The sequence below is a fragment of the Vibrio sp. J383 genome (genome assembly GCF_023503985.1).
Taxonomy (GTDB): domain Bacteria; phylum Pseudomonadota; class Gammaproteobacteria; order Enterobacterales; family Vibrionaceae; genus Vibrio; species Vibrio splendidus.
This window is the reverse complement of the sequence record NZ_CP097293.1, coordinates 2795226-2817926: the sequence shown is the minus strand read 5'-3', so window position 1 is coordinate 2817926 and position 22701 is coordinate 2795226. Positions and strand designations below refer to the sequence as shown.

20 protein-coding genes are annotated in these 22701 nt (G+C 44.8%); 5 read left to right on the top strand and 15 right to left on the bottom strand.

Annotated features, from left to right (window positions below; genetic code table 11):
- Nucleotides 1-12 precede the first annotated feature (12 nt).
- On the bottom strand, nucleotides 13-1449 hold the full coding sequence (nhaC, locus tag M4S28_RS12615) for a Na+/H+ antiporter NhaC (RefSeq protein WP_017079531.1): 1437 nt from the start codon (nucleotides 1447-1449) through the stop codon (nucleotides 13-15).
- A gap of 500 nt (nucleotides 1450-1949) precedes the next feature.
- Between nhaC and asd the strand changes: the two genes are divergently transcribed.
- The gene (gene asd / locus M4S28_RS12610) at nucleotides 1950-3068 is read left to right on the top strand and encodes an aspartate-semialdehyde dehydrogenase (protein WP_017079532.1); all 1119 of its coding nucleotides are present in this window, start codon (nucleotides 1950-1952) and stop codon (nucleotides 3066-3068) included.
- A gap of 138 nt (nucleotides 3069-3206) precedes the next feature.
- Here the strand turns inward: asd and M4S28_RS12605 are convergent, their stop codons facing one another.
- The gene (locus M4S28_RS12605) at nucleotides 3207-4049 is read right to left on the bottom strand and encodes an ion transporter (protein WP_108100578.1); all 843 of its coding nucleotides are present in this window, start codon (nucleotides 4047-4049) and stop codon (nucleotides 3207-3209) included.
- 149 nt (nucleotides 4050-4198) lie between these two features.
- Nucleotides 4199-4837, bottom strand: coding sequence for a YchE family NAAT transporter (locus M4S28_RS12600; protein WP_004734056.1), 639 nt, complete (start codon nucleotides 4835-4837; stop codon nucleotides 4199-4201).
- Nucleotides 4838-5475: 638 nt separating this feature from the next.
- On the opposite strand from M4S28_RS12600, the gene adhE reads away from it, so the two are divergent.
- Nucleotides 5476-8181 (top strand): bifunctional acetaldehyde-CoA/alcohol dehydrogenase, encoded by a 2706-nt coding sequence (adhE, locus tag M4S28_RS12595; protein WP_249631905.1) that lies wholly within the window; start codon nucleotides 5476-5478, stop codon nucleotides 8179-8181.
- A 190-nt stretch (nucleotides 8182-8371) separates the two neighbouring features.
- On the opposite strand, the gene M4S28_RS12590 is transcribed toward adhE, so the two are convergent.
- The 3 genes from M4S28_RS12590 to sodB form a co-directional block, all read right to left on the bottom strand.
- Nucleotides 8372-9055 (bottom strand): SDR family oxidoreductase, encoded by a 684-nt coding sequence (locus M4S28_RS12590; RefSeq protein WP_004734052.1) that lies wholly within the window; start codon nucleotides 9053-9055, stop codon nucleotides 8372-8374.
- Between the two features lie 278 nt (nucleotides 9056-9333).
- On the bottom strand, nucleotides 9334-9837 hold the full coding sequence (locus M4S28_RS12585) for a VC2046/SO_2500 family protein (RefSeq protein ID WP_004734051.1): 504 nt from the start codon (nucleotides 9835-9837) through the stop codon (nucleotides 9334-9336).
- 295 nt (nucleotides 9838-10132) lie between these two features.
- Nucleotides 10133-10717: a superoxide dismutase [Fe] gene (sodB, locus tag M4S28_RS12580; protein WP_004734050.1), complete on the bottom strand. Its 585-nt coding sequence runs from the start codon at nucleotides 10715-10717 to the stop codon at nucleotides 10133-10135.
- Between the two features lie 269 nt (nucleotides 10718-10986).
- Here sodB and M4S28_RS12575 point away from each other — a divergent pair, with 269 nt between their 5' ends.
- Nucleotides 10987-11325 carry a Grx4 family monothiol glutaredoxin gene (locus M4S28_RS12575; RefSeq protein WP_017076187.1) on the top strand — a complete coding sequence of 113 codons (339 nt, stop codon included), beginning with the start codon at nucleotides 10987-10989 and terminating at the stop codon, nucleotides 11323-11325.
- A 106-nt stretch (nucleotides 11326-11431) separates the two neighbouring features.
- Nucleotides 11432-12061 carry a DsbA family protein gene (locus M4S28_RS12570; protein WP_249631904.1) on the top strand — a complete coding sequence of 210 codons (630 nt, stop codon included), beginning with the start codon at nucleotides 11432-11434 and terminating at the stop codon, nucleotides 12059-12061.
- Between the two features lie 236 nt (nucleotides 12062-12297).
- On the opposite strand, the gene M4S28_RS12565 is transcribed toward M4S28_RS12570, so the two are convergent.
- The gene (locus tag M4S28_RS12565; protein ID WP_017079305.1) at nucleotides 12298-13623 is read right to left on the bottom strand and encodes a Na+/H+ antiporter family protein; all 1326 of its coding nucleotides are present in this window, start codon (nucleotides 13621-13623) and stop codon (nucleotides 12298-12300) included.
- A gap of 65 nt (nucleotides 13624-13688) precedes the next feature.
- Nucleotides 13689-14333, bottom strand: coding sequence for a ribonuclease T (rnt, locus tag M4S28_RS12560; RefSeq protein WP_017061178.1), 645 nt, complete (start codon nucleotides 14331-14333; stop codon nucleotides 13689-13691).
- Between the two features lie 188 nt (nucleotides 14334-14521).
- Here rnt and motY point away from each other — a divergent pair, with 188 nt between their 5' ends.
- The gene (gene motY / locus M4S28_RS12555; protein WP_249631903.1) at nucleotides 14522-15403 is read left to right on the top strand and encodes a flagellar protein MotY; all 882 of its coding nucleotides are present in this window, start codon (nucleotides 14522-14524) and stop codon (nucleotides 15401-15403) included.
- Nucleotides 15404-15498: 95 nt separating this feature from the next.
- Here motY and M4S28_RS12550 read toward each other — a convergent pair whose 3' ends face one another.
- The 7 genes from M4S28_RS12550 to rsxC form a co-directional block, all read right to left on the bottom strand.
- Nucleotides 15499-15933, bottom strand: coding sequence for a DUF2753 domain-containing protein (locus M4S28_RS12550; RefSeq protein ID WP_017076183.1), 435 nt, complete (start codon nucleotides 15931-15933; stop codon nucleotides 15499-15501).
- Nucleotides 15934-16137: 204 nt separating this feature from the next.
- A complete protein-coding gene (gene gloA, locus M4S28_RS12545) occupies nucleotides 16138-16554 on the bottom strand; it encodes a lactoylglutathione lyase (RefSeq protein ID WP_017076182.1) in 417 nt (138 codons plus the stop codon).
- 139 nt (nucleotides 16555-16693) lie between these two features.
- Complete coding sequence (gene nth, locus M4S28_RS12540; protein ID WP_010437137.1) at nucleotides 16694-17329, bottom strand: endonuclease III; 636 nt, start codon at nucleotides 17327-17329, stop codon at nucleotides 16694-16696.
- A 206-nt stretch (nucleotides 17330-17535) separates the two neighbouring features.
- Nucleotides 17536-18228, bottom strand: a complete 693-nt coding sequence (locus tag M4S28_RS12535; RefSeq protein ID WP_017084037.1) for an electron transport complex subunit E — start codon at nucleotides 18226-18228, stop codon at nucleotides 17536-17538.
- On the bottom strand, nucleotides 18228-18857 hold the full coding sequence (gene rsxG, locus M4S28_RS12530; RefSeq protein ID WP_004734043.1) for an electron transport complex subunit RsxG: 630 nt from the start codon (nucleotides 18855-18857) through the stop codon (nucleotides 18228-18230). The genes M4S28_RS12535 and rsxG overlap by 1 nt, the downstream gene beginning before the upstream one ends.
- 13 nt (nucleotides 18858-18870) lie before the next feature.
- Nucleotides 18871-19917 carry an electron transport complex subunit RsxD gene (gene rsxD, locus M4S28_RS12525; RefSeq protein ID WP_004734042.1) on the bottom strand — a complete coding sequence of 349 codons (1047 nt, stop codon included), beginning with the start codon at nucleotides 19915-19917 and terminating at the stop codon, nucleotides 18871-18873.
- Nucleotides 19917-22697 (bottom strand): electron transport complex subunit RsxC, encoded by a 2781-nt coding sequence (gene rsxC, locus M4S28_RS12520; RefSeq protein ID WP_249631902.1) that lies wholly within the window; start codon nucleotides 22695-22697, stop codon nucleotides 19917-19919. Before rsxC ends, rsxD begins: the two co-directional genes overlap by 1 nt.
- Between the last annotated feature and the right edge of the window lie 4 nt (nucleotides 22698-22701).

The following is a 22701-nucleotide window of genomic DNA, read 5'->3' as shown; positions in this document are numbered from 1 at the left end:
TGAGGCATTAACTTATGCTTGCTGTTTAGTAAGCTCTGCCGCTTCTTCAGTTTCAACGGCTGGTGCTGTTGGTTCACACTTATCAACGAACCAACCCATGTAAGAGGTAACGATAGTCACGATGATACAGATGAAGCTTAGCCACATGAACGGTGCGTAAGATAGCGTTGCAACGCCTAGAATACTCGCCATGTAGATACCGTTATCACTCCAAGGAACCATACCTGACGTTAACGTGCCACCAAACTCAGCATTACGAGATAGGTTCTTACGTTTGTAGCCCAAACGGTCGTAGTTCTTCGCACAGATTTTTGGCGTAAGGATTAACGATACGTACATCGCAGAACCGAACACGTTACCCATGAAAGCCGTACCAATTGTGCTCGTTGCTAGAGAACCTGCGCTGTTTACACGGCGCTCGAACACTTTAGCAATTGTCTCTAGTACGCCCACTTTATCCAGTAAGCCACCAAAACCTAGACCAAATACGATAACCGCAACCGAACCAAGCATTGAAGACATGCCGCCACGGTTAAGAATTGAATCAATGAATTCTACGCCAGATGAGATAGAGAACGGTGCCCAAGCAGTGTTGAATGCCGTTAGGAAGTCGATCTCTTGGATCATGACTGCCCAGATAATACCAAGCAGAGAACCAAAGCTGATTACTGGGAATGAAGGCATACGGAAAGCCAACAGGCCAAGCACGATCAGTACTGGAACGAATGAGTAAGGCGTGATGTAGAACTGAACTTCCATTGCTTTGATGACAGAATCTACTTGGCTCATGTCAACATTACCTGCGTAGTGGAAACCAAACGCAGTAAACATGATGCCAGTAATAATGTAGCTGATTAGCGCAACAGGCAGCATGCCTTTGATGTGTTCAACCACTTCGACACCAGACATTGAAGAAGCCAGAATCACTGAATCAGAAAGTGGAGACATCTTGTCACCGAAGTAACAACCTGATAGCACCGCACCCGCTGTAATTGGTGCTGGAACACCTAAGCCTTGGCCAATACCCATCATCGCGATGCCTGCAGTACCCGCAGCACCCCAAGACGTACCGGTCGCCAATGCGGTTAGAGAACAGATGATCATGGTCGCTAAAAGGAAGATAGAAGGGTGGATAGCTTTCAGACCATAGTAAATGATAGTAGGTACGATCCCGCCTGAGATCCAAGTACCAACAAGAGCGCCAACGGCTAAAAGTATTAAAACCGCGCCTAAGCCATTGGATATTCCTTTGAGTGCTGCTTTTTCTAAGTCTTTGTATTCGTGGCCAAGACGAATACCAAGAACCATGATAATGAACCAACCAATATACAAGGCAAGTTGAATTGGAAGGTCAAGCTTTGCTGTAAAGGAAAAAGCAAGGGATAGAAATAGTCCTAACGCGATGAATACCTGTAATAGGTTCGGTAGGCGAGTTTTACTCTGCTTCATAAAAGCCTCTTGTTAATTCGAGCATTTATAGTGCTTCGTTATAGTGTGTGGTGCAAAACGGACACTACAGTAATTAGTTTATTATATCGAAAAAATACGCCCAAGTTGTGATATTTGACTATTAACTCAATCAATTGTGGTTTCATAATCTGAAATTTTGTTAAATTCATGATTGTTACATGTTGAGGTTTGTCGTACGTTGTTTTCGTTTTGTAAAATATAATTCTGATTAACCTTGGTTTAAAAGAGGTATTTACTGTTTGTGATGGGTGTCAATTCAAGCGGTTTTGGCGATGTAAATGTTTGAATTTGACGATAATGGGTGCTTTAACAATGGTGTAGACATTGAATGTCGATACAGAGATAACTGCACGATTCATTACGTTCACTTAAAAGAAACGAAAAAGTTACACTTTTTGACAAAAAGCGCTTGAGTTCTGTTTCTGAAAAACTTATAGATGGGGGAGAGCAATTTTTAATTTATACATGGAGAGTGAGCGATGAGAGTAGGTCTAGTTGGTTGGCGCGGTATGGTTGGTTCTGTACTAATGCAACGTATGGTTGAAGAGAAAGACTTCGACTTGATTGAGCCTGTTTATTACAGCACATCTCAGATTGGTATTCCTGCCCCTGTTCTAGGTGGTAAAGATGCGGGTCTACTTCAAGACGCTTTTGATATTGATAGCCTAAAACAGCTTGATGCTGTGATTACCTGTCAAGGCGGCGATTACACATCAAAAGTATACCCAGCATTGCGTCAAGCAGGTTGGAAAGGTTACTGGATTGATGCGGCTTCTACCTTACGTATGGACGCTGATTCAATCATCACTCTTGATCCTGTTAACTTGGCTCAAATCCAGCAAGGCATTCACGGCGGTACTAACACTTTCGTTGGTGGTAACTGTACTGTGAGCTTAATGCTTATGGCTTTGGGTGGCCTTTACGAGAAAGGTATGGTCGAGTGGATGAGTGCCATGACTTACCAAGCGGCTTCTGGTGCAGGTGCTAAGAACATGCGTGAACTGATCTCACAAATGGGTGTGATCAACGATAGCGTAAGTTCAGAACTAGCAAACCCTTCAAGTTCCATCCTTGATATTGATAAAAAAGTCGCTGATACCATTCGTTCATCTTCATTCCCAACAGACCAATTTGGTGCTCCGCTTGCGGGCTCACTAATCCCTTGGATCGATGTGAAGCGTGAAAATGGTCAAAGCAAAGAAGAATGGAAAGCAGGTGTTGAAGCGAACAAGATTCTTGGCCTAGATGGTCAGCCAATCCCGATTGATGGTACTTGTGTACGAATCGGTGCAATGCGTTGTCATGCTCAAGCACTAACAATCAAGCTTAAGCAAGACGTGCCAATGGACGAGATCGAAGAGATCATCGCGACGCACAATGATTGGGTTAAAGTGGTTCCTAATGACCGTGACATCACGGCACAGGAGCTAACACCAGCGAAAGTAACAGGCACTATGTCTGTACCAGTAGGTCGTCTGCGTAAGATGTCTATGGGTAACGACTTCCTGAACGCGTTCACTGTCGGTGACCAATTACTTTGGGGTGCTGCAGAACCACTACGTCGTACTTTGCGCATTATCCTTGCTGAGAAAGCGTAATAGGCAAGATTGCTTAAATTCTATTAGCTGATAAACCGAAAGGGTTGACGATAAACGTCAACCCTTTTTAGTTTATTGATATCTCGTTATTCGGCCCTCGAAACTGTCCTTAAATCTCTTCGCATCTCGCATCTGCTTTTATTCCTCGTCGGTGACGACACGCTTGTCTGGGTCTGCCAATTCACTCGCACAGTGTTTGCAATACATGGCATCCGAATCATGGCCGGCTCGGTTGCAGTTCGGGCACTTAACCAACTCTTTGTGTGAGTTCATTTCATTACTGAGTTCTGCGGTAATGATACCCGTTGGGACGGCTAGGATAGAGTAACCCAATAGCATGGTAAGCGAAGCGATCGCTTTACCTAACGCGGTTTGAGGGATCATGTCACCGTAGCCAACCGTGGTGATGGTTACGATTGCCCAATAAATACTGTGGGGAATACTGGTGAAGCCGTTTTCTGGTCCTTCAATAACAAAGATCAGAGCGCCGAAGATAACGACCAAAATACCCACTGTACTGAAGAAGATCAGTATCTTTCGTCGTGCCATCAATAGTGAGCGCAACAAGATATTGGAATCTTGCAGGTAGCGAACCAGTTTTAGGATTCGGAAGATACGCATGACACGCAGCAGTCTCACCACCCCCATAAATGAAGCGCCAGGGAAGATGATCGCTAGGTAGGTTGGAAGAATCGCCAATAGGTCAACGACACCATAAAAGCTGGTGGCGTAGGATTTGGGTTTTGGAGAGCAATAAAGTCTCAGCAAATATTCGAGGGTAAAGAGGGCTGTAAAGGTGTATTCGATATAACGCAGCTGCTGTGACCATTCGCTCATCACATTAGGGATGGACTCTAAGATCAGAACCAACAGCGAAGCCAAGATTGCAACGATCAGAGAGATATCAAATGCGCGTCCGGCTGGCGTGTGAGTACCAAAGATAATGACGTACAAATGATGCTTTAGTGGCTTGCGTGACATAAGGAAAGATTCATCTTCTGTTAAATGCATTAACAATCATTATACAAGCTTCATAATAACGAGGCGAGTGAAAGCCCAATTGCTTTACTCGCCTCATCTACCGTTCAGTAGTGGTTGCCCTTTTAGAGCAACTGAAATGCCGTTAAATGTTATGCCAAACCTGGGAACAGGTTACGTAGACCATTGGCGATGAACTCGATGCCCAATGCACCAAGAATCAAGCCCATGATACGAGTGATCACGTTGATACCCGTTTGACCTAAAAAGCGAACGATAACCGGCGCTGAACGGAACAGAAGCCAAGAGCATGTTGCAAACGCGATGATACTAATGCCGATGCCTACGGTATCAATGGCTGCTGGATAGCGAGACCCATAAACAATGGTCGAGCTGATTGCACCCGGACCCGCCATTAGCGGCATAGCCAGTGGAACAACTCCGATTTGCTCTTTGCTGATGTATTCAGATTTCTCTTGTTTGTTCTGTTTATCTTCACCGAGCTTACCGCTCATCATCGAAAATGCGATGCTCAGCAATAACAAACCACCTGCAACACGAAATGAATCTAGCGAGATGCTGAACATATCAAGCAGCATTTGCCCCGCAACAAGCGACACAATCAGGATAACGGCAACAGCAATGTTTGCTTGTAAGGCTGTCCTGTTCCTCTCTTCTGGCGGCATATGAGCAGTAAGAGAAACAAAAACAGGCATGATGCCGATAGGGTTTACGGCAGCAACAAGCCCAAGGAAGAATTGCATAAAAATTGCGAGTTCTAAGCCTTGCATGAGAGCGGTCTCCAGTTAGCGTACTTAAAGTAGAAGTGTTGATCTGTGAATAGTCAGAACGCGTAATGTAAGGGACAAACTGATTTTGCACGAATGAAAAAAACTAACCTGAAATAGGGGATTTTTTTTAGAAAAACTAATTGAATCTCACTTTTGTATTCGCCTTGTTGAAAGCTAGTTGTTAGTGTTTCATTTTGTAACTTGTTATTGAGTAACTGTTAACCATCGCACGAATTTAATAAAAATTATGTCAGAATCTAGCCGCTGCAACGGTATGGATATACTCTCAGTAGCACGAATATAGCTGTATACATGTAATTTAACGGACTAAAAATGAAACTTTTTTACAGTTTATGACGCTATGTAGAAAAAAGTTGTCTGTTTGCTTGTTTTTTGCGCTAACGAAAAGTGTGATTTTAATCTATGTAAATCATGCTCTTAAGTTGATTTTTGCGATTGCCTTACTACTTTCTGGTTAATTCTTTTTGGGTAACTGATCTGGGTCAATTTTTTTCACACAGTGAAATAATATACTCAGTCCTGAAAGCAATTTACTAAGAACGCTGATGTTTAAGGTTAAAAGCAAGCAGCGAATTTAATAAAAAGTTTTTAATATTTATTATTTTAGGAGATCCACCATGCCTGTAACTAACTTAGCGGAACTTGATGCTCTAGTAGCTCGCGTTAAAGCAGCACAAGAAGAATTTGCAACATTCTCTCAAGAGAAAGTAGACGCAATCTTCCGTGCAGCTTCTCTTGCTGCTAACCACGCTCGTATCCCACTTGCACAACAAGCAGTTGCTGAATCTGGAATGGGTATTGTTGAAGATAAGGTTATCAAAAACCACTTTGCATCTGAATTTATCTACAACAAATACAAAGACGAAAAAACATGTGGCATCTTAGAAGAAGATGACAGCCTAGGCACAATGACTATCGCTGAGCCTGTAGGTATCATCTGTGGTATCGTTCCAACAACGAACCCAACTTCTACAGCAATCTTCAAATCTCTAATCTCTCTTAAGACACGTAACGGCATCATCTTCTCGCCACACCCACGTGCAAAGAACTCTACTAACGACGCTGCTAAACTTGTTTTAGATGCGGCTGTTAAAGCGGGCGCACCAAAAGACATCATCGGTTGGATCGACCAACCATCTGTAGAGCTTTCTAACGCGCTTATGAAGCACGACGGTATCGCGCTTATCCTAGCTACTGGTGGTCCAGGCATGGTTAAAGCAGCATACTCTTCTGGTAAGCCTGCTATCGGTGTTGGCGCTGGTAACGTTCCTGTTGTTATCGATGAAACAGCTGACATCAAACGTGCTGTAGCATCTATTCTTATGTCTAAAACATTCGATAACGGCGTAGTATGTGCTTCTGAGCAAGCTGCAATCGTAGTTAGCGAAGTATATGACGAAGTTAAAGAGCGTTTTGCTTCTCACAAAGCTCACGTTCTATCTAAAACTGACGCAGATAAAGTACGTAAAGTTCTTCTTATCGACGGCAACCTAAACGCTAAAATCGTAGGTCAACCTGCTCCAGCAATCGCTGAAATGGCGGGTGTTAAAGTTCCTGCTGATACTAAAGTTCTTGTAGGTGAAGGTCTTGGTAAAGTTTCTTACGATGACGAATTCGCTCACGAGAAACTGTCTCCAACTCTAGGTCTATTCCGCGCAGACGATTTCGAAGACGCTGTTGCTCAAGCGGTAACGATGGTTGAAATCGGTGGTATCGGTCACACGTCTGGTCTTTACACTAACCAAGACGTAAACGCAGATCGTATTCGTTACTTCGGTGACAAGATGAAGACGGCTCGTATCCTAATCAACATCCCTACTACTCACGGTGGTATCGGTGACCTGTACAACTTCAACGTTGCACCTTCTCTAACTCTTGGTTGTGGTTCATGGGGTGGTAACTCTATCTCTGAGAACGTAGGTCCTAAGCACCTTATCAACAAGAAAACTGTAGCGAAGCGAGCTGAAAATATGTTGTGGCACAAACTACCTAAGTCTATCTACTTCCGTCGTGGTAGCCTTCCAATCGCAATGAGCGACCTAGAAGGTAAGAAACGCGCATTCCTAGTAACTGACCGTTTCCTATTCAACAACGGTTACGCAGATGACGTAGTACAAATCCTGAAAGCGCAAGGTATTGAAGTTCAAGTATTCTTCGATGTAGAAGCGGATCCAACATTGTCTGTTGTTGAGAAAGGCGCTGAAGCAATGAAGAGCTTCCAGCCTGACGTAATCCTTGCTCTAGGTGGCGGTTCTCCAATGGATGCTGCTAAGATCATGTGGGTTATGTACGAGCACCCAGAAACTCACTTCGAAGAACTTGCAATGCGCTTTATGGATATCCGTAAACGTATCTACAAGTTCCCTAAAATGGGTAAAAAAGCTGAGCTTGTATGTATCACTACAACTTCAGGTACGGGTTCAGAAGTTACGCCTTTCGCCGTTGTTACTGACGACAAGACTGGTGCTAAATACCCACTAGCGGATTACGAAATCACGCCAAACATGGCTGTTGTTGATGCTAACCTAGTAATGAACATGCCTAAGTCTCTAACAGCGTTCGGTGGTTACGATGCCGTAACTCACGCTCTTGAAGCTTACGTATCAGTTCTTGCGAACGAATACTCTGATGGTCAAGCTCTACAAGCTCTTAAGATGCTTAAAGAATACCTACCATCAAGCTACAAAAACGGTTCAGCAGACCCAATCGCTCGTGAGAAAGTACACAACGCTGCAACGATTGCTGGTATTGCCTTTGCGAACGCATTCCTAGGTGTGTGTCACTCAATGGCTCACAAAATTGGTGCTGAGTTCCACCTACCACACGGTCTTGCTAACGCACTACTTATCTCAAACGTTGTACGTTACAACGCGAACGATAACCCAACGAAGCAAACTGCATTCTCTCAGTACGACCGCCCACAAGCACGTCGTCGTTACGCTGAAGTTGCTGACCACCTAGGCCTAAGCCAAGCTGGTGACCGTACTGCTCAGAAGATTGAACGTCTACTAACTTGGTTAGAAGAGCTTAAGAACGACCTAGACATCCCACTATCAATCCAAGCTGCGGGTGTTAACGAGTCTGACTTCATTGCTAAACTAGACGAGCTAGCTGTTGAAGCGTTCGATGACCAGTGTACCGGTGCTAACCCACGTTACCCACTAATCACTGAGCTAAAAGAAGTACTAACAACGTCTTACTTCGGTACTCCTTACGTTGAAGGTGAAACTTTCGAAGGCACTACAGTGATTCTTAAGAAAGCTGACCAAAAGCCAGCTGACGCGAAAGCGCCAAAAGCTAAAAAAGAAAAAGCTAACGCGTAATAAGTAAGCATTAGTTTTGAGATAAGTTTTCGCTAGCACGAACCTTATCTATCGGGAAAAGATCAAAGCCCCAGTCGAGAGACTGGGGCTTTTTTTATGTTTGTTGCCTGATCTACGCGGCTTGAAAGGCTAGAGAAATGTCACTCGATTAGAAATGAATGGCTCAAATGTGCTTGGCATCGGGGAAGAACTAAACCTCAGCAGCGACCACTCGCCCACTAAAGTAATCATTAGAGACGATGTATTCCGTTGTTCTGGTCAGCTCATCTTGCAGCTGAGCCCAGTGGCATCGGTTGAGCTTGCCATCGGAGTTATGGATTGCCGGGACAACACCGCCGACTCGAATACCAAATGGAGTCAGTTCTTTGGCCCAGCTATGGGTAAAGCCAGTAATCATTGAGTTCGCACTCTCTAAGCCGGACACGTCATGGAAGTCATCGTGAGAGATCACATTCACAATAACGCCTTCTTTATCCTCCTCTCGTAATCTCTCGGCACTGATTTGCCCAAATGCGAAAAGAGTCGTAGCCATAGAAGAAAGATCATTGATAAAGCTACTGACAGGTTGATCGCCAATTAGGCTTGGCATCGGGGAGCTTATCCAATTATTGACCAGTACATCGGGCGTAGTGTTGAAGGTGGTTTGAATAAAATCAAACACGCTGAGAATTGCTTGGTTGTCATTACTTTTGAGCGTGTAGTGGTAAACCGAGTCAGAAAAACGAGCACATTGTAAATAGGTCGCTTGAAGTGCTTCCGTGTCTTTATCACAAAGGATGACTGTGGCTCCAAGGTTAACAAAGTGGTTCGCAATCGTCCCTCCGAGTTGCGAGCCTGCAGATGTCACCAATATGATTGAGCTTTTTATTTCCATCCCAGCACCTAAATAAATCGTCCATGTCGGATAAGGATGGGTTAAATTTCATACAATGGGTGTGAAGAGGTTCAAACTAAGGCGTGCCAATTGATAAGTTTTTATGAACTTAGTGGCAGCTCACATTTCGCAGTAACTTCAAGTAGTAATCGACAACTCGTATTTCATGTTCACCCAAGGCTGGTGGTTCATATCACGCATGTGAATGATTTGAAATGCGCGAACTAATCAAGAATAGCAGTGGATAGAGAACGAAAAAGAGGAAAGGTAAGTGACAGCTATACTTGAGCTTGAATTTGGTACTGACGCTGAGCAGTTGATAGTTCATTGTAGAGCGTAGCAAGTGGCAAATCAGGAACCTGTTTGTTTGCCAATTTACGTCGGTCATGACCAGAAAGGTTTTGGTAAACCTCTTCGGGTAAGTCGGCTGTATCTTCAGGCATGAAGGCAAGCGCTTCCGGTTTCAAGTAATGGCTGAGTTTTGCGCTGGCAAGGCTAGCTTGATGAAAATGATTAGATTGCTGAGCTGAAATCTCATACGAAGATTGGTTCGAACGCAGCTGCTGCGGTTCTGCAACGCCGAAGTGTTTACGCAGGCGATCTTCAGTTGTCTCTGTGACTTCAATGGTGTCAATCGGCGTGCAATCACGAACGTCATTAGAAAACATAGACAACAGCAACGCGAAATCTGCACGGCGACCTTGCTCAACCGCTTGGCTGATCCCGATGCCGAACTTCAGTTCGTTGATGATTCCTGCTTTGTCTAAAGTATGTATTTGCATGCTGCCTCTCATTGGATACACCTTTAACGGCATGGAGTCGGCAAACTTTAGTGTTTAATTACAGGCAAATAGAGAATTTATTCAGGGCGGGGAAGAGTGCTAGGAATTGGTCGAGAAGTAAGCTCTACTGGCTAACTGGCTAACTGGCTAACTGGCTAACTGGCTAACTGGTTAATAGGTTAATAGGCTAAGAAAGGCCTAGATTTTGTGGAATACGACAGATACAAAAAAGCTCACGCCGAGGCATGAGCTTTCAATAGATAACTCGCTATAAATAGCGCAGCGTAAGTAATAATTACTTAGCTAGGTTCTCTTCTACGAAAGACCAGTTTACTAGGTTCCAGAATGCAGCCATGTAGTCAGGGCGAACATTGCGGAAATCGATGTAGTAAGCGTGTTCCCATAGGTCAACAGTTAGAAGTGGAGTAACACCTTCTTCTGTTAGAGGAGTAGCAGCGTTAGAAGTGTTAACGATGTCTAGAGAACCGTCAGCTTTCTTAACTAACCAAGTCCAAGAAGAACCGAAGTTGTTGATTGCTGAATCAGTGAATTTCGCTTTGAATTCTTCGAAAGAACCGAATGCAGCGTTGATAGCTTCTGCAACAGCGCCAGTTGGTTCGCCGCCTGCTTTAGGAGCAAGACAGTGCCAGTAGAACGTGTGGTTCCAGATTTGAGCAGCGTTATTGAAAACACCACCAGTAGAAGTCTTAACGATCTCTTCTAGTGTTTTGCCTTCAAACTCAGTACCTGGGATAAGACCGTTTAGCTTAACAACGTAAGTGTTGTGGTGCTTACCGTGGTGGAAATCTAGCGTTTCTGCTGAGATGTGTGGTTCTAGCGCGTCTTTCGCGTAAGGAAGAGCCGGTAGTTCAAATGCCATTGCTCAATTCTCCATTGATATGAAAGAGTTAACTCTTTCGATTGCTTCCAGTGATATTATTATTCATGGTTCGCTTTACAGCCAACCATGGTCAATTTGCTGACTTGCGATATAGTTTAGCAAGTTTTTACTTTATTAAAAGCTTAATTCATCACTTTTGTGTGAATTGTTAGCTTAGCTCGTAAACCGCTTTTTTTATATGGTTTTTATTCTTTTGGTTTGGGGTAGAATAAAGGCAATAAAAGCCGTAATCCATTAACGAGGAAGCAATGGAAACTATCGATAAAATCAAACAGCAAATTGAAGAAAACACCATTCTACTTTACATGAAAGGTTCTCCTAAGCTGCCAAGCTGTGGTTTTTCTTCTCAAGCATCTCAAGCTCTAATGGCATGTGGTGAAAAATTTGCTTACGTAGATATCCTACAAAACCCTGACATCCGTGCAGAGCTTCCAGCTTACGCACAATGGCCAACGTTCCCACAACTTTGGGTTGACGGTGAGCTGATCGGTGGTTGTGACATCATTCTTGAGATGTTCCAAAAAGGCGAACTTCAGCCAATCGTTAAAGAAGCGGCTGCTAAAGTAGCTGGCGACGACGCTGAGTAAGCTTTAAGCCTTTGCGCTTAAATATTGAATGGAAGGGGCCCTTAATGAGGCTCCTTTTTTGTTTGAATGGTTTGAATGGTTTGAAAGACTCGATAAGGAATGAACAATGGACGTAAAACTTCATTATGTACATGACCCAATGTGCAGTTGGTGCTGGGGTTATAAGCCAACATTAGAACTCTTAAAACAGCAGCTACCTGCGAGTATTGAGTTTAACTACGTAGTCGGTGGTTTGGCCCCTGATTCTGAAGATCCAATGTCAGAAGAGATGAAAGGTAAGCTGCAAGCTATCTGGAAGCAGATTGAAGCTAAGTTGGGTACTGAGTTCAACCACGAATTTTGGACTGAATGCCAACCAGTTCGCAGCACTTACCCTGCTTGTCGTGCCGTGATCGCTGCTGGTTTTCAAGACCATTACGAAGCGATGCTTGAAGCAATCCAACACGCTTACTATCTTCGTGCGATGTTGCCACACAGCCAAGAAACGCATTTGCAGTTAGCTGAAGAGCTAGGGATGAATGTACAACAGTTTGAAAATGATCTTTCTAGTAAGTTATTGGAAAGCGAACTAGATGATCAGTTAGGCTTTAAAGAAGCGATGGGCGTACATTCTTACCCGACCTTAATGCTGGAAGTGAACGGTATCTTTAGTGAAGTTGAGTTAGATTACCATTCAACGGAAGCGACGCTTAAGTCTATTCGCGAAGTATTGGTGAATAACGCTCCCGCGGCATAATTCTGCGAGAGTTGTCTGTATTAACGTAAATTATGTCCAAGGCTTACTCATCAGAGTAAGCTTTTTTTGTTTGGCGTCGCTGGTTCATTGAGAGTGAGGGGGAAGGAAGAGTGGAATGAATCCCAGGAACAAAAAAGACCGCACAAGGCGGTCTTTATAATGTCTTTCTTTAGCTTACAGCTTACAGCTTACTACTTACGGTTTATTGCGTATTGATTCTTAGCTAAAGAACCCAATTACAGAACCATAGCCGCAACCCAACCGAATACGATCAGTGGGATGTTGTAGTGTAAGAATGTCGGTACAACGGTTTCCCAAACGTGCTCATGCTGTCCATCAGCATTAAGACCCGATGTTGGACCTAATGTTGAGTCAGAAGCAGGAGAGCCCGCATCACCTAGCGCTGCAGCTGTACCTACTAAAGCGATCGTTGCCATTGGTGAGAAACCAAATGCTGCCGCTAGAGGAACGTAGATAGTCGCAAGGATTGGAATCGTAGAGAACGAAGAGCCGATACCCATTGTTACCAATAGGCCAACGATTAGCATAAGCAGTGCCGCTAGAGGTTTGTTGTCACCAATGCTGGTTGAAAGTGCTTCAACCAGAGATTCAACGCCACCTGTTTGCTTCATAACTGCCGCAAAACCTGCCGCTGCGATCATGATGAAACCGATCATTGCCATCATGTGAACGCCTTTAGTGAAGACATCGTGTGTCTCTTTCCAAGCGATTACACCACCGAAGGTGAATACCATGAAACCAGCCAAAGCACCGATGATCATAGAACCTGTCGATAGTTGAACCGTTAGCGCAGCAACAATACCAGCAGCAGCCACTAGGATGTGCTTCTTGTTGATCTCTTTCACTTCGGTTGAAACAACAGTATGAGACGTTTCTTTGTATTGACGTGGCTTACGGTAAGTAAAGAACACGGCCGTAAGAAGGCCAAAGATCATGCCTGCAGCCGGTAACAACATCGCCATTGGTACTTGGCTTGCTACTACGTTTTCAAGACCGTTGTCGTGAAGGTTTTTTAGCAGGATGTTGTTTAGGAAGATGCCACCAAAACCAATCGGTAACACCATGTAAGGTGTAATCAGACCAAAAGTCAGCACACACGCAACCAGACGACGGTCTAGGTTCATTTTTGCGAATACGCCTAATAGAGGTGGGATTAAGATTGGGATAAAGGCGATATGTACAGGGATTACATTTTGCGAAGACATTGTCACTAGGATCAAAGACGCTAGGATGCCATATTTTAGACCATTAGATGCTGCACTGTTCTCTTTACCGTGAATACGCTTAATGACGCTTTGAGCAAGCAGGTCTGTGATACCAGAACGTGAGATAGCAACAGCGAATGTACCAAGCATAGCGTAGCTAAGTGCGATAGTTGCACCGCCACCTAATCCACTTTCGAAAGCCGCGACTGCGTCGTTCAAGCCCATACCAGAGGCTACGCCACCGATAATTGCGCTGAACGTGAGAGCAACGACTACGTTTACGCGCATCAAAGCTAAAACAAGCATGATGCAAACTGAAATTACAACAGGATTCATATTATTCTCGGGATGTTGTGTTTTTTATGAAGGCAATACGAGTGAACGTTTACCGACTCTATTTTTTATTCTTCGTCAACAAGAGGCCAACCACCAAGGGCTTTCCATTTGTTTACAATGCCGCAAAATAACTCTGTGGTTTTTTGCGTATCATACAAAGCAGAGTGTGCTTCTTTGTTGTCAAATTCCATCCCTGCAGTGCGGCAAGCTTTAGCCAAAACGGTTTGACCGTAGGCAAGACCACTAAGAGCTGCAGTGTCAAAAGTAGCAAATGGATGGAAAGGGACGCGTTTAAGCTTACAGCGCTCACTTGCTGCATTAACGAAGTTCAAATCGAATGTAGCGTTGTGAGCAACCATGATTGCGCGACTGCAATCTGAAGCTTTTTGTTCTTTTCTCACTAGCTTGTAGATTTCTTTAAGGGCTTCTTGTTCCGACACAGCACCACGTAATGGGCTAAATGGGTCTTTAATTCCGTTAAAGTCTAATGCTGCCTGCTCTATATTTGCGCCTTCAAAAGGCTCAATGTGAAAATGAAGCGTTGATGCAGGGTGAAGATCTCCGTTCTCATCCATTTTTAACGTAATGGCACAGATTTCTAATAATGCATCGGTTTCAGCGTTAAACCCTGCGGTTTCCACGTCGATGACCACTGGAAAATAGCCACGAAAGCGTTTTTTTAGGGTCAGAGCTTCGTTTTCTACAGTCATGTTAGCCCAAATAAGTGTGATTAAGGCTGCATTATTGCAGATAATAGCAGTGATAAAAACTAGGTAAGGGCAATAAATCATAAATTACCTAATCCATTGCGGCTTGATAATTGCATATTTAAACGTGAGAGAAAAATGCGGCAATTGGCTGCATTGTTAAACGAATTGCTTAAGAGATACTCCACTTTATGAATAAACAACTCATAACAGGTTCAATGCTATTTTCGCTACTTATGTCGTCACCAGTAATGGCACAAGAAAAGCGTTACGGAGCATCTCCTCAACAGTCAACGTGGGAGATGGTGGCTAACACGCCACTCGAATGCCGCTTGGTTCACCCTATCCCAAATTTTGGTGACGCTGAGTTCTCATCTCGCGCGAGTAAAAAAATCATTTTGGACTTTGAGCTTAAAATGCGCCGCCCAATGGGTGCTACGCGTAATGTCAGCTTGATTTCGATGCCGCCACCTTGGCGTCCGGGTGAAAGTGCTGATCGCATGACAACCATTAAGTTCTTCCAACAATTTGATGGCTACGTTGGCGGTCAAACGGCGTGGGGAATCTTGAGTGAGTTGGAGAAAGGGCGCTACCCGACATTCAGTTACCAAGAGTGGCAGAGCCGAGATCAGCGAATCGAAGTGTCGCTGTCGTCGGTGTTATTCCAAGAAAAATACAATGTGTTCAGTGACTGTGTTGCTAACCTGTTGCCTTACAGCTTTGAAGATATCTCTTTCACTATTTTGCACTACGACCGTAATAGTGATCAGCTGAACAAGTCGTCGCGCAAAAGGCTGAGCCAGATCGCCGATTACGTTCGCTATAACCAAGACATCGATCTTGTGCTGGTGGCAACGTACACTGATTCTGTCGACAGCAAAGGTATTAGCCAAAACCTTTCAGAGCGCAGAGCGGAATCGTTAAGAGAGTACTTCAAATCTTTAGGCTTGCCAGAAGATCGTATCCAAGTTCAGGGCTATGGTAAACGTCGCCCGATTGCAGACAACAATTCGCCAATTGGTAAAGACAAGAACCGACGCGTTGTTATCTCTTTAGGTCGTACACAGGTTTAAGCAGAATAATTGCTTGTTTTGAAATCAGATAGCCCGTCGTAATGACGGGCTTTTTTGTCTTTAAAATTTGGAGCTATTGTCTAAACGTAACTCGTTTAGTTCAAGCGGAAACGAGCGATCATTTCACAGTTGGTCGCGGTATCGATCTTTTCTACCATAGAAGCAATTTTAGGATTGGGATGGCGTTTCATGAAATCGATAAGCGCTTTCTTGCAGCAACCAATAGAATCTATAAAGCTAGAGCACTGTGTATTAGGGCATTGCGGAATCAGTGTCAGTACTTTTTCTGAAGCAAGCTGAAGGTACTTGAGTTCGTAGTCTGTATCACCAGCCCATCGCCAGAATTGGGCAAGGTTGTGGCAAGAGATAACCGAAATCAGTAAGCGTTCATCGGCCTGAATGTCGGTGCGTTCAGTAATTTCTTCGCTTAAGTTCAACGCTTGCTGATAGTGAAGAATACTTCGTACAGGATCGTCGAGCTGCAATGCAGTATCGGCAAGTAACGTGTGTTTTTCCCATTCGCTAATCATTGTATTACCTCACTAATCAATAGGTGGTTAATTTAAATGATAATCATTATCATGTAAAGTTTCATTGGTGAGATTGTTAATAATAATTGGTGAGGAGTATTGTTCATGCGTGGAAACATAAAAAAGAAGCGAGCATAGTGCTCGCTTCTTTTGTTAATTGGTTTGGCTTTTGCTTTAAAAGCCTAACATTGTAGTGGTTAGCAATTAACCTTCTAGTCCTGCACTTGCTTGCTTGTTCTGAATAAGTTCAATCATGTAGCCGTCAGGGTCTTTTACGAATGCGATATGAGTTGAACCGCCTTTTACTGGGCCAGCCTCACGAGTCACGTTACCGCCAGCGGCTTTAATCGCGTCACACGTTGTGTAGATATCGTCGACGCCGATAGCGACGTGGCCAAAAGCTGAGCCAAGGTCATATTCAGTCGTACCCCAGTTGTAAGTCAGCTCAATAACTGCACCTTGAGATTCGTCACCAAAGCCAACGAAAGCCAGTGTGTATTCGTACTCTTTATTTTCGTTCTTACGTAACAGCTGCATGCCCATTACGTTGGTGTAGAACTCAATAGATTTATCTAGATCACCAACTCGTAGCATGGTGTGTAAAAGACGACCGTTTGACATGATTTGCTCCTAGCATTAACTATGTGTACGTTTTTGTAATTCTTGTCTTATACCGCTTAAAAACCGCGGCGATGTTTAGCTTTTACTTCTTAGCTTCTTAGCTTCTTAGCTTCTTAGCTTAGAGCTTAGAGCTTTGGGCTTAGACGTCTGTTTTTTCCTTGAACTCGCACAAATCTTCTATGATACAGCTGCCACAGCGTGGTTTACGCGCAACACAGGTGTAACGTCCATGAAGAATGAGCCAATGGTGGACATCCAGTTTGAATTCTTTTGGGATAACTTTGAGCAGCTTTGCTTCGACATCATCGACGGTTTTACCCATGGCGAGCTTAGTGCGGTTTGATACGCGATAGATGTGAGTATCAACGGCAATGGTTGGCCAACCGAATGCAGTATTTAACACTACGTTTGCTGTTTTACGACCAACGCCTGGAAGGGCTTCTAATGCAGCGCGATCTTCCGGTACTTCACCATTGTGTAGGTCAAGCAGCATACGACACGTCTTGATGGTGTTTTCTGCTTTCGAATTAAACAGACCGATGGTCTTGATGTACTCTTTTAGGCCATCGACACCTAGGTCAAAAATAGCCTGTGGTGTATTAGCAACTGGATAAAGCTTATCAGTGGCTTTGTTGACGCTGACATCGGTTGCCTGCGCAGATAAGAGCACGGCGATCAGCAACTCGAAAGGGCTGTTCCAGTTAAGCTCAGTTTCTGGCTTTGGATTGTTTTCTCTTAAACGCTCAAGTATTTCTACTCGTTTTACATTGTTCATAGCGACATTACTTTCAAATAGTTAGGGCTTGAGTTCCGGCGAAGTTCTTTCAAACTTACTCGTTTTAAAATAACAAGTTCCGCAATGGTTCAGGCTTTATCATCGGTTACGCGCTCTTATGAGCGTCATTATTATGTGTACTTGGTCAATCTATTTACCTGCTGAGCGGTTGAGCTACTCAGCAGGGTTTAAGCTACTGTAACTTATCAGGCATTGGTAACGCGAGCGCGTTCAATAGCTGGTTTTTCTTGTTTGGGCTGTCTAGCTTTAGCTTGGTTGTCGATGATATTTTTCAAAGCAATCAAGAAACCAACACCAATAAAGGCACCTGGTGGTAGCAGGGCTAACAAGAAGCTGTTATCAAATTGGAATATCTGGATGCGCAATACCGAAGCCCAATCACCAAGGAGCAAGTCTGCGCCATCAAATAGGGTTCCGTTACCAATAACCTCACGCATCGCACCCAATACAACCAGTACCGATGTCATGCCAAGGCCCATCCAGAAACCATCTTGAGCAGCAGGTAAAACTTCGTTTTTAGAAGCGAAGGCTTCAGCCCTGCCAATGATGATACAGTTGGTTACGATCAGTGGGATGAAGATACCCAAAGATAGGTAAAGCCCGTATGCGTAGGCATTCATCAGTAGTTGAACGCAGGTTACCAGTGATGCAATGATCATCACGAATACTGGAATACGCACTTCTTTTGGCACATGGTTTCGAACCATAGAGACAGAAACGTTCGAACCGACCAATACAAGCAAGGTAGCAATACCTAAGCCAAGTGCGTTCGTCACTGTCGAAGAGACAGCCAACAACGGACACAACCCAAGAAGCTGAACTAGAGCTGGGTTGTTGGCCCACATGCCATTTTTAATCAGTGTTTTATGGTCACTCATTATTCACCACCACAATTTAGAGGTTGAGCAAGCAATGCTTGGTTGTTTTGGTTAACGTATTGAACCGCCTGTTTGACGGACTTCACGACAGCTCTTGGTGTGATGGTCGCGCCAGTAAACTGGTCAAAGTCACCACCATCTTTGCGAACTTTCCAGCGATCAAGATTCGACTCGGTTACTTGTTTACCTGCAAAAGAGAGTATCCAATCACTCACTCGAAGGTCAATCTTATCGCCTAACCCTGGAGTTTCCCTGTGGGAAAGCACACGTGTACCCAAAATGGTACCGTCAATTTTCATCCCAACAATTACTTTTATTGCACCATTGTAGCCATCAGGAGCAATGGCTTCGATCGCAATCGCGCTAGGTTCACCGTTGAGTGTAGCAATATAAGCCGGCATTGCTTGTTCTGTTCCAAGCTCCTCAGCTTCCACCAAAGTACAAGCTGAAAACAGCTCGTTGTCATGAAGATCGTGCGGGATCACTTGGTTAAGCACAGATAGTAACTGAGCCTGTTCTTGCTGTTTGATCTGATCTTTGGTCAGGTAGTGAGTAACGGCCACCAAACCTGTCGAAGCGCAGGCAAAAATCGCAAGTACAAGACCGTTTTTCTTAATTGCATTTAGCATAGTATCTGCTTCCTTAGTGGCCGTATGTACGAGGTTTGGTGTAGTAGTCAATCAGTGGAACACACATGTTGGCTAACAATACAGCAAACGCCACACCATCAGGGAAGCCACCCCAACTGCGGATAATAAAGACTAACCCGCCAATCAGAGCGCCAAATACCAAGCGACCTTTCACTGTCGTCGAGGCGGAAACCGGATCGGTTGCAATGAAGAATGCACCAAGCATAGTCGCGCCAGACAATAGGTGAATGGTTGGCGAAGCGGTTTCACCTGGCGTTAAGATTAAGAATACCAGGCTAAACAGCGCAAGGCTGCCGATGAAAGCTACCGGAATATGCCATTGAATCACGCGTTGCTTGATAAGTACCAAGCCACCAACTAGGTAAGCAAGGTTCACCCATTCCCAACCTACGCCAGCTAGCCAGCTGAATTGCGGTTGAGACAGAGCTTCAGACGCTGTGTTACCTGCCGTTAATGCGGTTTTGAAGGCATCGAGTGGCGTTGCCATCGTGGTGCCATCAATACCTAGACGCGCTTGTTGCAGAGATAAACCTTCATTATTGAAGCCAGTAAAGATCATCAAAAATGAGTCAACAAAGCTCGTAGCTTCAGCCGTTAAACTGGTCGGCGCATTCCAACTCGTCATTTGAACTGGGAATGAGATCAGCAAAACAACGTAAGCAACCATCGCTGGATTAAATGGATTTTGTCCAAGGCCGCCATATAGGTGCTTAGCGATGACAATAGCGAAGAACATACCTATCACTAGAATCCACCACGGAGAGTGTGGGGGAATCGCGACACTGAGTAGCCAAGCGGTCACAACAGCGCTGTAATCACGTAATGCCATCACTGGCGGACGTTTTCTTAGCAGCATTACAGCGGCTTCAAAGGTAACAGCAAGTGCAATAGCAAATACTAACTGGATGAGCGTGCCCCATCCAAAGAAGTAGGTTTGAGCTAGTAGACCTGGCAATGCACAAATAGCGACCCATTTCATGAGATCGGGGGTGCTTCTACGATTGTGCGCGTGCGGTGAGCTGGCGATAAAGAAGGCCACTACTCTTTCTCCTCATTATTCTTTTTGTCTTGCTCTTGCTGCGCCTTTCTTGCTTTAGCACGAGCAATCGCTGCAGCAACTGCTGCTTTTTTAGGGTCGACTGGTTCTGATCGAATCTCAGCTTCCACTTCAATTTCAACTACAGCTTCAGGAGCGGTTGCTTCTGCTTCGACCTGCTTAGCTTGCTGTGCTTTCTTCGCTTTAGCACGAGCTATTGCAGCGGCAACGGCAGCTTTTTTTGGATCGACGGGCTCTGATTGAATTTCAGCTTCAACTTCAATCACTGGCTCAGGAGTTTCTGCTGTTTGGTCTTGCTTAGCTTGCTGTGCTTTCTTGGCTTTAGCGCGAGCAATTGCTGCAGCGACTGCGTCTTTCTTAGCGTCGCCAGAACTTTTAACCGGCGCTTCACTTTCGGTTAGAGCAGCTGATTCTGCTTGTTGAGATTTCTTGGCTTTAGCACGAGCGATAGCTGCAGCAACAGCATCTTTCTTAGCGTCGCCAGAGCTTTCAACCGGAGCTTCACTTTCGGTTAGAGTAGCTGACTCTGCTTGTTGAGCTTTCTTCGCTTTAGCTCGAGCGATAGCTGCAGCAACAGCATCTTTCTTAGCGTCGCCAGAGCTTTCAGCCGGAGCTTCACTTTCGGTTTGAGCAGCTGATTCTGCTTGTTGAGCCTTCTTCGCTTTAGCGCGAGCGATAGCTGCAGCAACAGCATCTTTTTTAGCATCACCAGTACTTTCAGCCGGAGCCTCGGAAGCTGAACCTGCTTGTTGAGCTTTCTTGGCTTTAGCGCGAGCAATAGCCGCAGCGACAGCATCTTTCTTAGCGTCACCTGATTTTTCAACCGGAGCTTCAGAAGCAGATTCTGCCTGCTGAGCCTTCTTGGCTTTAGCACGAGCAATGGCTGCAGCGACTGCATCTTTCTTAGCGTCGCCAGAGCTTTCAGCTGAAGCTTCAGACGCTGATTCCGCTTGTTGAGCTTTCTTGGCTTTAGCGCGAGCAATAGCCGCAGCGACAGCATCTTTCTTAGTATCGCCAGAGTTCTCTGCTGGATTATCCGTTGCAGCTTGTTGTGCCTTACGTTCTCTAGCTTGTCTCTTACGCTCTTCTCGTAACTTAGACATTTCAGAGTTATCAGGTCCGGCGTCGTTTGCTTTTTGAGCTGCAGCTTGTTTCGCTTTTGCCTTAGCAATCGCAGCGGCTACCGCAGGTTTCACTGCTGGTTCTGCATTAGGTGTTTGGTCTGCTGCTGTTTTTTGAGCTTTAACGCGAGCAATCGCAGCTGCAATCGCATCATCACCATCGGCTGATTTCATGTCTTTACGACGGTTATCAGCGGCTTTCTTGAAGCGATTTTCACGTTCAGCTTTGTCACGCTCCATACGAGCGTTTTTCTCTTCGAAACGAATCTTGGCGCGCTCTGCAGCTGTCGCTTCGTCTTTTCTTGTTTTGATTTCGGCTTTCGCTTGGCGATAGTACTGAACAAGAGGGATTTCACTTGGGCAGACAAACGCACAAGCACCACATTCAATACAGTCTTTAATATTCAGCTCTTCACACTTATCCAACTCGTTGGCTTTCGCATGCCATTGCAGTTGTTGAGGAAGTAGAGACGCAGGACAAGCTTCAGCACACGCGCTGCAACGAATACATTCCATCTCGTAAGTGCTTGGTGAGATCTCACGACGCGTTGGCGCTAAAATACAGTTCGACGTTTTGGTGATTGGCACATTGGCATGCGGCAAGGTAAAACCCATCATCGGGCCGCCCAAAATTAAACGCGGGAGTTTTTTATCTGCTTTGTAGCCAAACTCTTCAAGTAACTCATGTACTGGTGTGCCTAATAGCGCCCAAACGTTACGAGGTTGCTTAAAGGTTTTACCGGTTAATGTCACAACGCGGTTAACCACAGGTTCGCCGTCAATTACCGCTCGCTTAATCGAGTAAAGAGAACCGACGTTCTGAACCAAAACACCAATGTCTGCAGGGATGCCGCCAGCTGGAACCTCTTTGTTGGTGAGGATCTTGATAAGTTGCTTCTCACCACCAGAAGGGTATTTAGTTGGGATAACACGAATGACGATATCTTTGTCTTTTGCTGCAATCTCCAGTGCTTTTATCGCGTCTGGTTTGTTGTCTTCAATGCCGATAACCGTCAGCTTTGGTTGAAGAATGTGTTCAACCACTTCGATGCCTTTTAATACTTCGTCGGCATGTTCTTGAAGCAACTTGTCATCAGAGGTGATGTAAGGTTCACATTCCGCAGCATTGACGATCAAAATGTCGGTACGACCTAAGCCGGATTGAAGCTTCTTAGCCGTAGGGAAGCCTGCGCCGCCCATGCCTGAAATGCCAGCTTGGCGAATCACATCAAGCAGTTCGTCAGAAGTCTTTGTCGAGAAATCTGCAACTGGGTTTTTTTCAATCCAAGTGTCTAAGCCATCAGGTTTAATAACCACGCACATTTCGCTCAAGCCTGAAGGGTGAGCGGTGGTTCGTGGTTCGATAGCGGTAATCACACCCGATGTTGGTGCATGTACTGGCAAAGTGAAACCAGTCTCTAAGGCCGTCAGTTGTTGACCTTTGAGTACGGCATCACCGACAGCAACCAACAAGTTACCAGGCTTACCGATGTGCTGTTTCACCGGAAGAACGATTTCTTCAGGAAGCCTTGCATGCACGATATCAGTAGTATTCGACTGTTTCTTGTTTTCAGCAGGGTGCACACCGCCTGGGAAGTTCCAAATAGAGCCCGTGCGAATTTGTTCAATTAAAGAGATCATACTA

Excerpts from the sequence above, each read along its gene's own strand:
- nhaC (WP_017079531.1), bottom strand. The coding sequence starts at position 1,449 with ATGAAGCAGAGTAAAACTCGCCTACCGAACCTATTACAGGTATTCATC.
- asd (WP_017079532.1), top strand. The coding sequence starts at position 1,950 with ATGAGAGTAGGTCTAGTTGGTTGGCGCGGTATGGTTGGTTCTGTACTA.
- M4S28_RS12605 (WP_108100578.1), bottom strand. The coding sequence starts at position 4,049 with ATGTCACGCAAGCCACTAAAGCATCATTTGTACGTCATTATCTTTGGT.
- M4S28_RS12600 (WP_004734056.1), bottom strand. The coding sequence starts at position 4,837 with ATGCAAGGCTTAGAACTCGCAATTTTTATGCAATTCTTCCTTGGGCTT.
- adhE (WP_249631905.1), top strand. The coding sequence starts at position 5,476 with ATGCCTGTAACTAACTTAGCGGAACTTGATGCTCTAGTAGCTCGCGTT.
- M4S28_RS12590 (WP_004734052.1), bottom strand. The coding sequence starts at position 9,055 with ATGGAAATAAAAAGCTCAATCATATTGGTGACATCTGCAGGCTCGCAA.
- M4S28_RS12585 (WP_004734051.1), bottom strand. The coding sequence starts at position 9,837 with ATGCAAATACATACTTTAGACAAAGCAGGAATCATCAACGAACTGAAG.
- sodB (WP_004734050.1), bottom strand. The coding sequence starts at position 10,717 with ATGGCATTTGAACTACCGGCTCTTCCTTACGCGAAAGACGCGCTAGAA.
- M4S28_RS12575 (WP_017076187.1), top strand. The coding sequence starts at position 10,987 with ATGGAAACTATCGATAAAATCAAACAGCAAATTGAAGAAAACACCATT.
- M4S28_RS12570 (WP_249631904.1), top strand. The coding sequence starts at position 11,432 with ATGGACGTAAAACTTCATTATGTACATGACCCAATGTGCAGTTGGTGC.
- M4S28_RS12565 (WP_017079305.1), bottom strand. The coding sequence starts at position 13,623 with ATGAATCCTGTTGTAATTTCAGTTTGCATCATGCTTGTTTTAGCTTTG.
- rnt (WP_017061178.1), bottom strand. The coding sequence starts at position 14,333 with ATGACTGTAGAAAACGAAGCTCTGACCCTAAAAAAACGCTTTCGTGGC.
- motY (WP_249631903.1), top strand. The coding sequence starts at position 14,522 with ATGAATAAACAACTCATAACAGGTTCAATGCTATTTTCGCTACTTATG.
- M4S28_RS12550 (WP_017076183.1), bottom strand. The coding sequence starts at position 15,933 with ATGATTAGCGAATGGGAAAAACACACGTTACTTGCCGATACTGCATTG.
- gloA (WP_017076182.1), bottom strand. The coding sequence starts at position 16,554 with ATGTCAAACGGTCGTCTTTTACACACCATGCTACGAGTTGGTGATCTA.
- nth (WP_010437137.1), bottom strand. The coding sequence starts at position 17,329 with ATGAACAATGTAAAACGAGTAGAAATACTTGAGCGTTTAAGAGAAAAC.
- M4S28_RS12535 (WP_017084037.1), bottom strand. The coding sequence starts at position 18,228 with ATGAGTGACCATAAAACACTGATTAAAAATGGCATGTGGGCCAACAAC.
- rsxG (WP_004734043.1), bottom strand. The coding sequence starts at position 18,857 with ATGCTAAATGCAATTAAGAAAAACGGTCTTGTACTTGCGATTTTTGCC.
- rsxC (WP_249631902.1), bottom strand. The coding sequence starts at position 22,697 with ATGATCTCTTTAATTGAACAAATTCGCACGGGCTCTATTTGGAACTTC.